The organism is Thauera carbonicopians (genome assembly GCF_025699485.1).
GTDB lineage: Bacteria > Pseudomonadota > Gammaproteobacteria > Burkholderiales > Rhodocyclaceae > Thauera.
In genome coordinates, this window is the sequence record NZ_JANUXN010000018.1 from 30,895 (window position 1) to 45,044 (window position 14,150).

At 66.9% G+C, this 14,150-nt stretch carries 15 protein-coding genes and 1 pseudogene; 12 read left to right on the forward strand and 4 right to left on the reverse strand.

Going from position 1 to position 14,150, the window contains the following annotated elements; genetic code table 11:
* Positions 1 to 103: 103 nt before the first annotated feature.
* The 6 genes and pseudogenes from NX068_RS17515 to ribD all read left to right on the forward strand — a co-directional run bounded on the left by NX068_RS17515 (position 104) and on the right by ribD (position 6,671).
* Positions 104 to 1,185, forward strand: a pseudogene (locus NX068_RS17515) (TRAP transporter substrate-binding protein).
* 149 nt (positions 1,186 to 1,334) lie between these two features.
* Positions 1,335 to 1,946 carry a TRAP transporter small permease subunit gene (locus tag NX068_RS17520; RefSeq protein ID WP_263462551.1) on the forward strand — a complete coding sequence of 204 codons (612 nt, stop codon included), beginning with the start codon at positions 1,335 to 1,337 and terminating at the stop codon, positions 1,944 to 1,946.
* Positions 1,943 to 3,655, forward strand: coding sequence for a TRAP transporter large permease (locus NX068_RS17525; RefSeq protein WP_263462552.1), 1,713 nt, complete (start codon positions 1,943 to 1,945; stop codon positions 3,653 to 3,655). Before NX068_RS17520 ends, NX068_RS17525 begins: the two co-directional genes overlap by 4 nt.
* Positions 3,656 to 3,766: 111 nt before the next feature.
* Complete coding sequence (gene glyA / locus NX068_RS17530) at positions 3,767 to 5,017, forward strand: serine hydroxymethyltransferase (RefSeq protein ID WP_263462553.1); 1,251 nt, start codon at positions 3,767 to 3,769, stop codon at positions 5,015 to 5,017.
* Positions 5,018 to 5,068: 51 nt separating this feature from the next.
* Positions 5,069 to 5,581: a transcriptional regulator NrdR gene (gene nrdR / locus NX068_RS17535; RefSeq protein WP_263462554.1), complete on the forward strand. Its 513-nt coding sequence runs from the start codon at positions 5,069 to 5,071 to the stop codon at positions 5,579 to 5,581.
* The gene (gene ribD / locus NX068_RS17540; RefSeq protein WP_263462555.1) at positions 5,562 to 6,671 is read left to right on the forward strand and encodes a bifunctional diaminohydroxyphosphoribosylaminopyrimidine deaminase/5-amino-6-(5-phosphoribosylamino)uracil reductase RibD; all 1,110 of its coding nucleotides are present in this window, start codon (positions 5,562 to 5,564) and stop codon (positions 6,669 to 6,671) included. The genes nrdR and ribD overlap by 20 nt, the downstream gene beginning before the upstream one ends.
* A 44-nt stretch (positions 6,672 to 6,715) precedes the next feature.
* On the opposite strand, the gene NX068_RS17545 is transcribed toward ribD, so the two are convergent.
* The 3 genes from NX068_RS17545 to NX068_RS17555 form a co-directional block, all read right to left on the reverse strand.
* Positions 6,716 to 7,474: a HesA/MoeB/ThiF family protein gene (locus NX068_RS17545; protein ID WP_263462556.1), complete on the reverse strand. Its 759-nt coding sequence runs from the start codon at positions 7,472 to 7,474 to the stop codon at positions 6,716 to 6,718.
* A gap of 143 nt (positions 7,475 to 7,617) precedes the next feature.
* Entirely contained in the window at positions 7,618 to 9,006 is a 1,389-nt protein-coding gene (locus NX068_RS17550; protein ID WP_263462557.1) for a S41 family peptidase, read from the reverse strand.
* 46 nt (positions 9,007 to 9,052) lie between these two features.
* Positions 9,053 to 10,399 (reverse strand): murein hydrolase activator EnvC family protein, encoded by a 1,347-nt coding sequence (locus NX068_RS17555; protein ID WP_263462558.1) that lies wholly within the window; start codon positions 10,397 to 10,399, stop codon positions 9,053 to 9,055.
* 164 nt (positions 10,400 to 10,563) lie between these two features.
* Between NX068_RS17555 and NX068_RS17560 the strand changes: the two genes are divergently transcribed.
* Genes NX068_RS17560 through NX068_RS17585 form a run of 6 tightly spaced genes read left to right on the forward strand, consistent with a single transcriptional unit; the run spans position 10,564 to position 13,614 of the window.
* Entirely contained in the window at positions 10,564 to 10,893 is a 330-nt protein-coding gene (locus tag NX068_RS17560) for an ArsR/SmtB family transcription factor (RefSeq protein WP_068635587.1), read from the forward strand.
* A 32-nt stretch (positions 10,894 to 10,925) separates the two neighbouring features.
* Entirely contained in the window at positions 10,926 to 11,342 is a 417-nt protein-coding gene (locus NX068_RS17565; protein WP_263462559.1) for a rhodanese-like domain-containing protein, read from the forward strand.
* A 2-nt stretch (positions 11,343 to 11,344) separates the two neighbouring features.
* Complete coding sequence (grxC, locus tag NX068_RS17570) at positions 11,345 to 11,614, forward strand: glutaredoxin 3 (RefSeq protein ID WP_263462560.1); 270 nt, start codon at positions 11,345 to 11,347, stop codon at positions 11,612 to 11,614.
* A gap of 46 nt (positions 11,615 to 11,660) precedes the next feature.
* On the forward strand, positions 11,661 to 12,122 hold the full coding sequence (secB, locus tag NX068_RS17575; protein ID WP_263462561.1) for a protein-export chaperone SecB: 462 nt from the start codon (positions 11,661 to 11,663) through the stop codon (positions 12,120 to 12,122).
* Between the two features lie 14 nt (positions 12,123 to 12,136).
* Positions 12,137 to 12,607, forward strand: a complete 471-nt coding sequence (locus tag NX068_RS17580) for an SH3 domain-containing protein (RefSeq protein ID WP_263462562.1) — start codon at positions 12,137 to 12,139, stop codon at positions 12,605 to 12,607.
* Positions 12,604 to 13,614 (forward strand): NAD(P)H-dependent glycerol-3-phosphate dehydrogenase, encoded by a 1,011-nt coding sequence (locus NX068_RS17585; RefSeq protein WP_263462563.1) that lies wholly within the window; start codon positions 12,604 to 12,606, stop codon positions 13,612 to 13,614. Before NX068_RS17580 ends, NX068_RS17585 begins: the two co-directional genes overlap by 4 nt.
* A 39-nt stretch (positions 13,615 to 13,653) precedes the next feature.
* On the opposite strand, the gene NX068_RS17590 is transcribed toward NX068_RS17585, so the two are convergent.
* Positions 13,654 to 14,148, reverse strand: coding sequence for a tRNA (cytidine(34)-2'-O)-methyltransferase (locus tag NX068_RS17590; RefSeq protein WP_263462564.1), 495 nt, complete (start codon positions 14,146 to 14,148; stop codon positions 13,654 to 13,656).
* Between the last annotated feature and the right edge of the window lie 2 nt (positions 14,149 to 14,150).

Sequence of the window (14,150 nt, forward strand, 5' to 3'; positions counted from 1 at the left end):
CAACGATTTCGTGAAATATTAGGGTTTTCCGTGGTTTCCGACTGCTGAATAATTGCATCTATAATCGGATACAAATTTTCGATGCACAACAGAGGAGACGAACATGGAACGCCGTAAATTCCTGCAAGGCACCGGCATGGCCGGTATTCTGGCCGCCGGCACTGCACCGGCCATCGTGCATGCCCAGCAGCAGATCCGCTGGCGCCTGGCGTCGAGCTTTCCCAAATCGCTCGAAACCGTGTTCGGCGCCAGCGAAGCCTTCGCCAAGTACGTATCGGATGCCACCGGCGGCAAGTTCGTGATCTCGGTCCATCCGGGCGGCGAGCTCGTCCCGCCCTTCGGCGTGGTGGACGCGGTGCAGCAGGGCACGATCGAATGCGCGCACACCGCGCCGTATTACTTCTTCGGCAAGGACGAGAGCTTCGCCTTCGACTGCTGCATCCCGTTCGGCATGAACTCGCGCGCCATGAGCGCGTGGATGTTCGAAGGCAACGGCATGAAGCTGATGCGCGAGTTCTATGCCCAGTACAACATCATCAACTTCCCCTGCGGCAACACCGGCACCCAGATGGGCGGCTGGTTCCGCAAGGAGATCAAGTCGGTCAAGGACTTCGACGGCCTGAAGATCCGCATCGGCGGCTTCGGCGGCCGCGTGCTGGCAAAGCTCGGCGCCGTGTCGCAGAACATTCCGGCCGGCGAAATCTACCAGGCGCTGGAAAAGGGCACCATCGACGCGGCCGAGTGGATCGGCCCCTACGACGATCTGCGCCTGGGCCTGCACAAGGTCGCCAAGAACTACTACTTCCCGGCGGGTGGGAAGGCAGCACGCAATTCTCGGTCTACATCAACGACAAGCAGTGGAACAGCCTGTCCGCCGAGTACAAGGCCATCGTCGATCAGGCCTCGCGCGCCGCCCATGCCACCTGCCAGGCACGCTACGACGCCCGCAACCCGGGTTCGCTGAAGCAGTTGATCGCCGAGGGCGCCAAGCTGGCACGCTTCCCGAAGGATTTCATGGACGCGGCGTTCAAGGCCTCCCGTGAAGTCTATGCGGAGCTGAACGACAAAAACCCGACCTGGAAGAAGATCTACCCCGACTACTCCCGCTTCCTCGCCGAACAGTATCAGTGGCAGCCGATCGCTGAAGGCAACTACGACCAGTACATGGCAGCGCAGAAGCTCTGACTGCGCCTGCCCACGGGCGGGCAAGGTTCCGTCATCCACCGCTGCCCGCTGAATGGCGGGCAGCGTTGTCGTGCCCGTCGATGTAGCTCTGCGCGCTTCCGGCATGCCGGGCCCCGCAGAACCGCCCCGACCACCCAACGGCCGAGATCATGAACACATTGCTAGACATCTCCCTGATCATCGACCGGCTCAGCCGGCTGGTCGGAAAATCCATCATCTGGCTGATCCTTGTCGCCACCCTCATCAGTGCGATCAACGCCATCGTTCGCAAGGCGTTCAACGTCGGCTCGAACGCCTTCCTCGAAATCCAGTGGTACCTGTTCGCCGCCGTGTTCCTGCTCGGCGCCGGCTACACCTTCCTGCAGAACAACCATGTCCGCATCGACGTCATTTCGAGCCGGCTGTCGCCGCGCACGCGAATCTGGATCGACATCGGCGGCATCATCTTCTTCGTCATACCGCTGTGCTGGTTCATGGTCAGCTTCGCCTGGCCCATCGTCGCACAGGCCTACAACTCGGGTGAGATGTCGTCCAATGCCGGCGGCCTGATCCGCTGGCCGGTGTATGCGCTGGTGCCGCTCGGCTTCGTACTGCTGGGGCTGCAGTCCATCTCCGAGTTGATCAAGCGTGTCGCCTATCTCACCGGCCACGGCCCCGATCCACTCAGATCGGGCGGCGGCCACGGCGGCCAAGACGACCACGACGCCAGCGCCGCCGACGCTGCACATTCCGATGCCAGCAACGAGGCGCGCCAACCATGATCGAGCTCTTCACCGCCAACATCGCCCCGATCATGTTCGGGGCGCTCATGCTGTTCCTGCTCTCCGGCTTCCCGGTCGCCTTCTCGCTGGCCGCCTGCGGTCTCGCGTTCGGCTTCATCGGCATCGAACTCGGCCTGCTGCCGGCCACGCTGTTCCAGGCGCTGCCGCTGCGGGTGTTCGGCATCATGCAGAACGACACCCTGCTGGCGATTCCCTTCTTCACGCTGATGGGACTGATCCTCGAACGCAGCGGCATGGCCGAGGATCTGCTGGAGACGGCCGGCCAGGTGTTCGGCCCGATCCGCGGCGGGCTGGCGCTGTCGGTGCTGTTCGTCGGCTCGCTGCTGGCCGCCACCACCGGCGTGGTCGCCGCAGCGGTGATCTCGATGGGCCTGATCTCGCTGCCCATCATGCTGCGCTACGGCTACAACCCGGCCTTCTCCTGCGGCACCATCACCGCCTCCGGCACGCTGGCGCAGGCGCTGCCGCCCTCGCTGGTGCTGATCGTCGTTGCCGACCAGCTCGGCACCAGCGTGGGCGACATGTTCCGCGGCGCCTTCACGCCGGCCTTCATGCTGATCGGGTTCTACGCGCTGCTGATCATCGCGGTGGCGATCTTCCTGCCCAAGCTGGTGCCGGCGATGCCGCCGGAAGCACGCACCTTCCGTGAAGCCGACGGCACCTCCGGCGGACGCTCGCTGCTGGTGTTCAGCAGCGTCGTCATCGGCGCGTCCATCGCCTTCGGCTACCTCTACGGCGACATCCTCGGCTGGATTCAGGGCACGGAACCCCAATCGCCCGCCCGCGACGAGACCGTGGTCGTCGCCATGACCTTCGGTACCATCCTGTCGATGATCCTGGCCGGCATCAACCGCCTGCTGCGCCTGGGCCTGCTGTCGCGCATGGCCGAACAGTTCACCTTCGTAATGGTGCCGCCGCTGGCGCTGATCTTCCTCGTGCTCGGCACCATCTTCCTCGGCGTCGCGACGCCGACCGAAGGCGGTGCGATGGGCGCGACCGGCGCGCTGCTGATGGCGCTGCTGCGCCGCCGGCTGGATCTGAAGACGCTGCGCCAGGCACTCGAAGCCACCACCCGGCTGTCCTGCTTCGTGCTCTTCATCCTGATCGGCTCGACGCTGTTCAGCTTCACCTTCACCGCGGTGGACGGCAACCACTGGGTCGAACACCTGTTCGACCAGCTGCCCGGCGGCGAGATCGGCTTCCTGCTGTTCGTGAACACGGTGGTCTTCCTGCTCGGCTTCTTCCTCGACTTCTTCGAGATCGCCTTCATCCTGCTGCCGCTGCTGGGGCCGGTGGCGGAGAAGATGGGCATCGACCTGATCTGGTTCGGCATCCTGATCGCGGTCAACCTGCAGACCTCCTTCCTGACCCCGCCCTTCGGCTTCGCCCTGCTCTACCTGCGCAGCATCACGCCGGTATCGAGTTTCGTCGATCGCGTCACCGGCAAGCGCATGGAAGGCATCCGCACCGGGCAGATGTACCGCGGCGCGCTGCCCTTCGTCTTCCTGCAGATCGTCGTGCTCGCGCTGTTGATCGCCTTCCCGGGCCTGATCACCGGCAGTCTGGACAAGGCGGTCGACGTCGATCTCGATACGATCCGCATCGAGGCGCCGACTGGCGGCGACAGCTGGGGCGACGAAGGAGGAAGCAGCGGCGAGGAAGGAGGTGATGGCGGCGGCGGATGGTGAGCCTTTGCCGGGGGCGCTCGTGCGCGGACTCCGTAAGGAATCGCGCTCGATGCAGCCCCCGGGCTGCGTGGTAACATCCGCTTTTAAAGCCACTCATCACCGGTTCCATCCATGTTCTCTTCGCAAGACACTCTCGCCAAAGTCGATCCCGAGCTGTGGGCCGCCATCCAGGCCGAAAACAAGCGTCAGGAAGACCACATCGAACTGATCGCTTCGGAAAACTACGTTTCCCAGGCGGTGATGGAAGCCCAGGGCTCCCAGCTCACCAACAAGTACGCCGAGGGCTACCCCGGCAAACGCTACTACGGCGGCTGCGAGCATGTCGACGTGGTGGAGCAGTTGGCCATCGACCGCCTGAAAGCGCTGTTCGGCGCCGAAGCCGCCAACGTGCAGCCGAACTCCGGCTCGCAGGCCAACCAGGCGGTGCTGATGGCTTTCGCCAAGCCGGGCGACACGATCATGGGCATGAGCCTGGCCGAAGGCGGCCACCTCACCCACGGCATGCCGCTGAACATGTCGGGCAAGTGGTTCAACGTCGTCGCCTACGGCCTGAACGACAAGGAAGAGATCGACTACGGCAAGATGGAAGCGCTGGCGCGCGAGACCAAGCCGCGCATCATCATCGCCGGCGCCTCGGCCTATTCGCTGCGCATCGACTTCGAGCGTTTCGCCAGGATCGCCAAGGAAGTCGGTGCCATCTTCTGGGTGGACATGGCCCACTACGCCGGCCTGATCGCCGCCGGCTTCTATCCCAACCCGGTGCCGCACGCCGACGTCGTCACCTCGACCACGCACAAGACCCTGCGCGGCCCGCGCGGCGGCATCATCCTGATGAAGGCCGAGCACGAGAAGGCGCTGAACTCGGCGATCTTCCCCGGCCTGCAGGGTGGCCCGCTGGAACACGTCATCGCCGCCAAGGCGGTCGCCTTCAAGGAAGCCGCCACACCAGCCTTCCGCAACTACCAGGAGCAGGTGATCGCCAACGCCCGCGTGATGGCCCGCGTGCTGGGCGAGGAGCGCGGCCTGCGCATCGTCTCCGGCCGCACCGAAAGCCATGTCTTCCTGGTCGATCTGCGCAACAAGAAGATCACCGGCAAGGAAGCCGAGGCGGTGCTGGGCAGCGCCCACATCACGGTCAACAAGAACTCGATCCCGAACGACCCCGAGAAGCCCTTCGTCACCTCCGGCATCCGCATCGGCTCGCCGGCGATGACGACCCGTGGCTTCACCGAGATCGAGGCCGAACAGGTCGCCCACCTGATCGCCGACGTGCTGGATGCCCCGCACGACCAGACGGTGATCGGCCGCACGCGCGACAAGGTCGCCGCGCTGTGCGCCAAGTTCCCGGTGTACGGCAAGTAAGCCCGAACGCGGGGCGAGCCGACCACGCCCGCCCCGCAGCGCCTTCCGGCCATGAAATGCCCTTTCTGCGCTGACCCCAACACCCAGGTCACCGATACGCGCGAGAACGAGGATGGCGACGTCGTCAGGCGCCGCCGCCGCTGTCCGAAATGCGACAAGCGCTTCACCACCTACGAGCGCATCGACCTCAAGATGCCGCACATCGTCAAGCGCAACGGCAGCCGCACCGAGTTCGATCACGACAAGCTGGCCGGCAGCATGAAGCTGGCGCTGCGCAAGCGCCCCGTCACCATCGATGCCGTCGACGCCGCAGTGGACCGCATCGAGGCCCGCCTGCTGTCGCTGGGCGAGCAGGAAGTACCGAGCGAGAAGATCGGCGAACTGGTGATGAAAGAGCTGAAAAAGCTCGACAAGGTCGCCTACATCCGCTTCGCTTCCGTTTATCGCAACTTCGCCGACGTGGATGAATTCTCCGAACTCATCCGCGAAGTGCAGCCCCGCTCCCGCCGCGGCAAGCCCGCCAAACCCGAACTGGATTCCGGCCATGACCTTTTCGGCGGCTGACCATGCCGCCATGGCGCGCGCGCTGCAGCTCGCCGCGCTCGGCCTGAACACCACGTCCCCCAATCCGCGCGTCGGCTGCGTGCTGACGCGCGACGGCGCCGTCGTCGGCGAAGGCTGGCATCGCCGCGCCGGCGAGCCTCATGCCGAAATCCACGCGCTGCGGCAGGCGGGCGAAGCCGCGCGCGGCGCCACCGTCTACGTCACGCTCGAACCCTGCTCGCACCATGGCCGCACGCCGCCCTGCGCCGATGCCCTGGTCGAGGCCGGCGTCGCCCGCGTCGTCGCCGCCATGGACGATCCCAATCCGCTCGTCGCCGGACGCGGCCTGGCGCGCCTGCGCGCCGCCGGCATCGCCACCGAACACGGCCTGCTGGAAGCCGAAGCACGCGAACTGAACCTCGGCTTCGTCTCGCGCATGACCCGTGGCCGGCCCTGGCTGCGGCTCAAGGCCGCGGCCACGCTCGACGGCAAGACGGCACTGGAGAACGGTATCAGCCAGTGGATCACCGGCCCCGAGGCCCGCCGCGACGGCCACGCCTGGCGCGCGCGCGCCTGCGCGGTGCTGACCGGCATCGGCACGGTGAAGGAAGACGACCCGCAGCTCAATGTGCGCGAGCTCGCCTGCGAGCGCCAGCCGCTGCGCATCCTGGTCGATGCCCGGCTGGACGTACCCCCCGCCGCCCGCATCCTGCAGGGCGAACCGATCCTGATCGCCACCGCCACCGAGGACGGCGCACGCATCGCCAGCCTGTCGGCCGCCGGGCACCGCTTGATCGTGCTGCCGAACGCCGCCGGCAAGGTCGACCTGCCGCGCCTGATGAGCGAACTCGGCACGCTCGGCCTCAACGAAGTCCACGCCGAAGCCGGCTTCAAGCTCAACGGCTCGCTGCTGCGCGAAGGCTGCGTGGATGAGCTACTGCTGTATCTGGCGCCGATACTGGCCGGTGACGCCGCCCACGGCCTGTTCAATCTCGCCGCGCTGACGCGGCTGGAAGACGCCACCCGGCTCGACCTCCGCGACCTGCGCCAGCTCGGCCGCGACATCCGCATCCTCGCGCGCCTGGCGACCGGTCTGCCGGCGAAGCGATAAGCACATCGCCGTGCTACGGCACGGCCTGCGGCCTCGGCCAGGCTTCAGCTACCGGATTCGCCGCCACAGACGACACAACCGGGGTCACGGCCGAAGCCGATACTGCGCCACTCCATCGCCAGACCGTCGAGCAGCAGCAGGCGCCCGACCAGCGGCGTGCCGCAGCCGATGATCAGCTTCAGCGCCTCGGCGGCCTGCGTCGTGCCGATCAGGCCGACGATCGGCGCGAACACGCCCATCACCGCGCAGCGCACCTCCTCGATGTCCTCACCTTCCGGAAACAGACAGTGATAGCAGGCCGCCTCCGGCCGCCGCAGGTCGAACACCGAGACCTGCCCGTCGAAGCGGATCGCGGCACCGGACACCAGCGGCTTGCGCAGCTTCACGCAGGCGCGGTTGACCGCATGGCGGGTGGCGAAATTGTCGCAGCAGTCCAGCACGACGTCGGCCGCCGCCACCTGTTCGTCCAGCGCATCGCCATCGAGCCGCGCCTGCAGCGGCACGACCTCGGCCAGCGGGTTGAGGCGCTGCAGGCCGATCCGCGCCGATTCGACCTTGGGCCGGCCGACCGTCTCGGCCGAATGCAGGATCTGGCGCTGCAGGTTGGTGAGGTCGACGTCGTCGTCGTCGGCGATCACCAGTGAACCGACGCCGGCCGCGGCGAGATACATCGCCGCCGGCGAACCGAGGCCGCCGGCACCGACGATGAGGACCTTCGCGCCGAGCAGCGCCTCCTGCCCCTCGACGCCGATTTCGGGCAACAGGATGTGGCGGCTGTAGCGCAGCAACTGATCGTCGTTCATGCGGCGGAGAATATGCGTGAAATGAGCGGGAACTCGCGCAGTCTATGCGGCGACCGGAGCCCGCCCGAGAAGGCGGGCACCCGGTACATTCCCACCGGAATCAGGGGCGCCCGGCCAGGGGCGTCCGGCTCAAGGGTGCCCGGTCAGGGCTTCGGCTCGGACGCCTTCTTGCCCTGGACGATCTGCAGGCCCTTGAGCAGGTTGATCGCCTGCTGCAACTGGTGATCGTCCTGGCCGGCAAGCTCGAAGCGTACCGGCTCGGCCTCGTCGGTAGCACCGTCCTTCTGCCCGGCCTCCTTGGCCCTGAGCTCGGCCTCGGGATCCTTGTCGTTGCCCAAGTGGCCTTGCAGGTCGGCTTCGCGAAGCCGGCGGTTCGAGCCATTGGCGCTCTCCTCGACGACGATGTCGGGTTCGATACCCTTGGCCTGGATCGAATGGCCGTTCGGCGTGTAGTAGCGCGCCGTGGTCAGCTTGATCGCGGTGCTGTTGTTGAGCGGCAGGATGGTCTGCACCGAGCCCTTGCCGAAAGTCTGCGTGCCCATCACGACGGCACGCTTGTGGTCCTGCAGCGCGCCGGCGACGATCTCGGACGCGGAAGCCGAACCGGCATTGACCAGCACGACCATCGGCACCTCCTTGATGCCCGCGGGCAGGCGGCGGAGGAAATCGTCGCGTGTGCCGCGCAGGTAGTCGTCCGGCATCGCGCGGTATTCGCGCTTGGCGTCCTCGGTGCGGCCGTCGGTGGATACCACCCTCGCCCCCAGCGGCAGGAAGGCAGCGGACACACCCACCGCGCCATGCAGCAGGCCGCCCGGGTCGTTGCGCAGGTCGAGCACCAGTCCGGTGAGCGGCCCTTCGGCACTCAGCTTGTTCAGATGCTGGACCACCGATGCCGCGGTGTTCTCCTGGAACTGCGCGACGCGCAGGTAGCCATAACCCGGCTCGACGAGCTTGGACTTGACGCTCTGCACCTTGATGACTTCACGCGTCAGCTTGAGCACGATCGGCCGCGATTCGCCCTTGCGCATGATCGTCAGTTCGATGGTGGTGTTGGGCTTGCCGCGCATGCGCTTCACCGCATCGTTCAGGCTCATGCCCTTCACCGGCGTGTCGTCGAGCTTGACGATCAGGTCGCCGGCCTGGACACCGGCGCGGAAGGCAGGCGTGTCCTCGATCGGCGAGATGACCTTGACGAAGCCGTCTTCCATGCCGACCTCGATGCCCAGCCCGCCGAACTCGCCCTGCGTGCCGACCTGGAGTTCCTTGAAGGCTTCGCTGTCCAGGTAGGCCGAATGCGGATCGAGCCCCGACAGCATGCCGCTGATCGAATCGACGATCAGCTTCTTGTCCTCGACCGGCTCGACGTAACCCTGCTTGATCGCATTGAACACGTCGGCATAGGCGCGCAATTCCTCGACCGGCAGCGGCATCTGGGTCGTGCGGTCGGCGTTGGCGGAAAAATTGAGACTGAGCGCCACGCCGGCGAACACGCCGGTCATGACGAGGCCGAGCTGTTTCAGCTTGCTGCGCATGAGAACTCCATCGGGGAAGCGGCTCCTGCCCTTCGCACCGTTTGATCTAGTTGAGTCGCACCCACTGCATCGGGTCGAGCGGGCGGCCCTGATGGCGGAGTTCGAAGTATAAACCCGATTCTCCACCCCCTCCGCTGGTGCCCACGCTGGCGATCGCGTCGCCGCCGGACACCGCGTCGCCCACTTCCTTCAGCAAGGTATCGTTGTTGCCATACACGGTGAGGTAGTCGCCGCCATGGTCGATGATGATCAGATTGCCGTAGCCGCGCAACCAGTCCGAATACACGACCTCGCCCGTCGCGACCGCCTTGACGTCCGCTCCGGTGCCCGCCCGGATGAACACGCCTTTCCACGTCGTGCCACCTTCCGCCCTTGGAGCGCCGAAGCGCCCGACGAGTTCGCCGCGCACCGGAAAGCGCAACTGGCCGCGAAGCTGGGCGAAGCGCACGCCGGTCGGCGTCGCCCCTGCGCTGCTGCGCGCTTCACCGACGACCGGCTCCGCACGCCGCGCCGGCGGGCGGGCCGCAGCCGACGGCGGCGTGGCATTCCCGGCCGCCTTCGCCTGGGCCGCCGCGGCGGCGGCACGCGCCTCGGCCGCGCGCTGTTCCGCCAGCTTCCTTGCTGCCTCGCGTGCAGCCGCTTCGCGGGCACGCTTGACCAGGGTGTCGATCACCTTCGCCAGACGCTGCTCGTCCTCGCGCAAGGTCGCCACTTCGCGCTTCTGGCTCTGCAGCTGCTTCGAGATTTCGGCCAGCGCAGCCTTGCGCTGGAGCAGGCTGGCTTCGAGCTGCTTGCGCTGCTCGTGCTGCCGGGTTTCGAGCTCGGCCACGCGGTCCCGCCGGCGGCCGATTTCCTGCGCACGCAGCTCGGTTTCGCGCAGATCGGCGCGCATGCGTTCGATCAGGCCCAGGCGGGCACGGCCGAGCTGTTCGAGATAATAGGCGTCGCGCGCGATCTGGTTCGGATCGCGCGCCGACAGCAAGGGCGCCACGCCATCCGCCGCACCATGCACGTAGTGCCGCCGCAGCCACTCGGCCAACTCTCCGCGACGGGCATCGATGCGCGCGCCCGCCTGCTGCTGCTCCCGTTCCAGTTCGGCCAGCCGCGCATCGGCCTCGGCGCGCTCGCGCTGCAGCTGCAACACCCGGCGCTGCGCGCGCGACACTTCGCGCTCCGACTCGGTCAGCGCCTTTGCCGCATCGGAACGGTTCGCCTCGGTGCGCGACATTTCCTGCTGCAGGTCGCGGATACGCTTCTTGAGGTCGTCGAGATCCGAGCGCTTGTCGGCGATGTCGCCCGTGGCCTGTGCGCGAACGGCATTCGGCGCCACCGCCGACGCCAGCATGCAGCCAAGGACGAAAGCAGCCAGATAGCCACGGCCAGCGATACGCATGAAGCGAGAATTCCGATTCAAGGGAATGAGCGAAGTTGCAGGAAGAAAGCCGAACGAGGCCAAGGGGACACGAACGAAGAGCGGATCCGCGCCCGGCACGTTGCCGAGCGCGCAAGACGGAGACGCCTTATTTTATACTAGCGCTTTGCTCCGCCGGCCCTACCGTGAACAAAGACGACATCTTCACGCTCATCGACAAGAACGAGCACATAGAAACCGCCGCGCGCGCGCTCAAGGCAATCGCCCATCCGCTGCGCCTGAAGATTCTGTGCGTGCTCGGCGACGGCGAAGTCTGCGTGCAGGACATCGTCGATGCGGTGGGCACTTCGCAGAGCAACATCTCGCAGCATCTCGCCATCCTGCGCGACAAGGACGTGCTGCAGACGCGCAAGGATGCCAACCGCGTCTATTACCGCGTCGGCGATCCGCGCACGCTGCAGCTCATCGCGCTGATGCGCGAAGTGTTCTGCGGCGTCGATGACGAGCAAGGCTGATTTCCCTTCCCCTTACCGGAGCACCGTTTTTCGTGGAATTCCTGCAACAGAACTGGTATTGGGCGGCGCTGGCCGCCGCAAGCGGCAGCTGGCTGCTCGTCGACCTGGCACGCGGCCGAGGCGGCGGCGGCCAGCTTTCCCCGGTCGAAGCCACGATGCTGATCAACCGCGAAGACGCCGTCGTCATCGACGTGCGCGACCAGGGCGAATACGCCCAGGGCCACATTCCCAACGCCCGCCACATTCCCGCCGGCGACCTCGAGCGCCGCAGCGGCGAGCTGGACAAGTGGAAGAGCCATCCGCTGATCCTCTGCTGCGCCACCGGCACGCGCTCGACCTCGGCCGCCACGCAGTTGCGCAAGGCCGGCTTCGAGAAGGTCTATAACCTGCGCGGCGGCATGATGGAATGGCAGAAGGCCGGCCAGCCTGTCAGCCGCAAGAGGAAATGAGCATGCCCGCCGCGATCCGCATGTACGCCACGGCGACCTGCCCCTACTGCATCCGCGCCGAACAGCTGCTGCGCAGCAAGGGCGTGACGCAGATCGACAAGATCCGCACCGATCTCGATCCCGCCCAGCGCGGGCGCATGATCGAGGAAACCGGGCGGCGCACGGTTCCGCAGATCTTCATTGGCGGCTACCATGTCGGCGGCTGTGACGACCTGATGGCGCTCGACCGCGCCGGCAAGCTCGAACCGATGCTGCGCGGCGAACCCGCCTGAGCCTTCCTTCCCGCAGTCCAATCCTCACTCACCGGATACCCATCCCATGTCTGAAAACACCCAACCCGTCTTCTCGATCGAAAAACTGTACGTCAAGGACCTGTCGGTCGAAGTGCCGGGTGCACCGCAGATCTACCTCGAACGCGAGGCGCCGAAAGTCAATGTCCAGCTCCGCACCGAAGGCAAGAACATCGACGACGGCGTCTTCGAGATCACGCTGACCGTCACCGTCTCCGCCACCATCGGCGAAGACCGCACGCTGTTCCTGGTGGAAGTGGCCCAGGCCGGCATCTTCCAGATCCGCAACGTGCCCGAAGCCGACCTCGAACCGGTGATGATGATCGGCTGCCCCAACATCCTCTTCCCCTATGCCCGCGAAGCCGTGTCGGACGCCGTCACCCGCGCCGGCTTCCAGCCCGTGCTGCTGTCGCCGGTCAACTTCGAGGCGCTGTACCAGTCGCAGCGCCAGCAGGCCGCCGCGCAGCAGGGCGAAACGCCGATCCAGTGACGAGGCCTGCCGCCATGACATCCCTGCGCCGCCCCATCCTGCCCCGCCTGATCACGATGCTCGCCGTACTCGCCGGCGTGGTGGCGGGGCCGGCGCTGGCGCAGGCGATCGAATTCCGCTCGCTGACCGAGCAGGCAATCCTGTACGACACCCCTTCGGAGCAGGGCAAGCGCCTTTTCATCCTGCGCTCCGGCACCCCGGTCGAAGTCGTCGTCAGGCTCGACAAGTGGGTCAAGGTGCGCGAGCCCGGCGGCTCCCTGAACTGGCTGGAAAGCCGCGTGCTCTCCAACCGCCGCACCGTGCTCGTCGCCGCGGACCGCGCCGTCATCCGGCGTGAAGCCCGCGACGACGCGGCACCCAGCTTCGAAGCGGTGCGCAACGTCGTGCTCGACCTGGTCGAGCCGCCCTCGCTCGGCTGGGCCAAGGTACGCCATCGGGACGGCGAGGAAGGCTACATCCGCATCAACGAGGTCTGGGGACTGTGACCGCCGACACGCAGCCCTGCCGCCACCGCATCGCCGTTTTCGGCGCGGGCGCATGGGGCACTGCGCTGGCCCAGGCCTTCAGTGCCGCCCATGAGGTATGCCTGTGGGGACGGGACGCGGAACACCTGCGGGCACTCGCCCTGACGCACGAGAACCGCCGCTATCTGCCGGACATCCGCCTCAGCGACACACTGCGCTTCGAAGCCGATTTCTCCCGTGCGGCACAAGGCGCCGATCTCCACCTGGTTGTCACGCCGCTGGCCGGCTTGCGGGACACCGCGCGCGCCCTCCACCGCCTGCAGCCCGGCACGCCGCTGCTGTGGGCCTGCAAGGGGCTCGAAGCCGGAAGCGGGCGGCTGCCGCATGAAATCGTCACCGAAGAGCTCGGCGACGCGGCCACCAGCGGCGTGCTGACCGGCCCCAGCTTCGCCGCCGAAGTCGCGCGCGGCCTGCCGACCGCGATCACCCTCGCCGCCGCCGATGCGGCCTTCGCCCATCACTGGGTGGCGACCCTGCACCAGCCGCGCCTGCGCATCTACGCCAATACCGATGTCGTCGGCTGCGAGGTCGGCGGTGCGGTCAAGAACGTCATGGCCATCGCCGCCGGCGTGTCGGACGGCATGGGCTTCGGCCTCAATGCCCGCGCCGCGCTGATCACCCGCGGCCTGGCCGAAATCTCCCGCCTCGCCGCCGCGCTGGGCGGCAACAGCGAAACGCTGATGGGCCTGACCGGCATGGGCGACCTGATCCTGACCTGCACCGGCAACCTCTCGCGCAACCGCCGCGTCGGCCTGGAGCTCGCCAAGGGCAGCACGCTGGCCGACATCCTGCGCGACCTCGGCCACGTTGCCGAAGGCGTCTCCACCGCGCGCGAAGTCGTCGGCCTGGCCCGGCGCCATGGGGTCGAAATGCCGATCTGCGAAGCGGTCGATGCGCTGCTGCATCACGGCCTCGATGCACGAACCGCAGTCGAGAAACTGTTGGCACGCGACCCGCGCCACGAATAGAGCGCCCAGCCCGAGACAACCCCGCCTGCAGCGCCCCGCTTAAAGCGGCCCTGCGTGAGGCGGCTCCGCCTGGGCAGCGCCGGCAAAGCCATGCTGGCGCCAGGCCTCATAGACCACCACCGCCACCGCATTCGACAGATTGACGCTGCGGTTGGTCGGCCGCATCGGAATGCGGATGCGCGCCTCGGGCTCGAAACCTGCCAGCAGTTCCGCCGGCAGGCCGCGGCTCTCCGGCCCGAACACGAACACGTCGCCTTCGCGGTAAGCCACAGCGTCGTGCCGCCGCACACCCCGGGTCGACAACGCGAAGAAGCGCCTCCCCTCCAGCGCCGCACGGCACTGCGCCCAATCCGGATGCACGGTGACGCAGGTCAGATCGTGATAGTCCAGCCCCGCGCGCGCCAGTTGCTTGTCGGACAGGTCGAAACCCAGCGGCTCGATCAGATGGAGGCGGCTGCCGCTATTGGCGGCGAGGCGAATGATGTTGCCGGTGTTGGGCGGAATCTCGGGCTGGTAGAGGACGATCTCGAACATCG

Coding starts and splice junctions, on each gene's coding strand:
- NX068_RS17520 (WP_263462551.1), top strand. CDS start 1,335: ATGAACACATTGCTAGACATCTCCCTGATCATCGACCGGCTCAGCCGG.
- NX068_RS17525 (WP_263462552.1), top strand. CDS start 1,943: ATGATCGAGCTCTTCACCGCCAACATCGCCCCGATCATGTTCGGGGCG.
- glyA (WP_263462553.1), top strand. CDS start 3,767: ATGTTCTCTTCGCAAGACACTCTCGCCAAAGTCGATCCCGAGCTGTGG.
- nrdR (WP_263462554.1), top strand. CDS start 5,069: ATGAAATGCCCTTTCTGCGCTGACCCCAACACCCAGGTCACCGATACG.
- ribD (WP_263462555.1), top strand. CDS start 5,562: ATGACCTTTTCGGCGGCTGACCATGCCGCCATGGCGCGCGCGCTGCAG.
- NX068_RS17545 (WP_263462556.1), bottom strand. CDS start 7,474: ATGAACGACGATCAGTTGCTGCGCTACAGCCGCCACATCCTGTTGCCC.
- NX068_RS17550 (WP_263462557.1), bottom strand. CDS start 9,006: ATGCGCAGCAAGCTGAAACAGCTCGGCCTCGTCATGACCGGCGTGTTC.
- NX068_RS17555 (WP_263462558.1), bottom strand. CDS start 10,399: ATGCGTATCGCTGGCCGTGGCTATCTGGCTGCTTTCGTCCTTGGCTGC.
- grxC (WP_263462560.1), top strand. CDS start 11,345: ATGCCCGCCGCGATCCGCATGTACGCCACGGCGACCTGCCCCTACTGC.
- secB (WP_263462561.1), top strand. CDS start 11,661: ATGTCTGAAAACACCCAACCCGTCTTCTCGATCGAAAAACTGTACGTC.
- NX068_RS17580 (WP_263462562.1), top strand. CDS start 12,137: ATGACATCCCTGCGCCGCCCCATCCTGCCCCGCCTGATCACGATGCTC.
- NX068_RS17590 (WP_263462564.1), bottom strand. CDS start 14,148: ATGTTCGAGATCGTCCTCTACCAGCCCGAGATTCCGCCCAACACCGGC.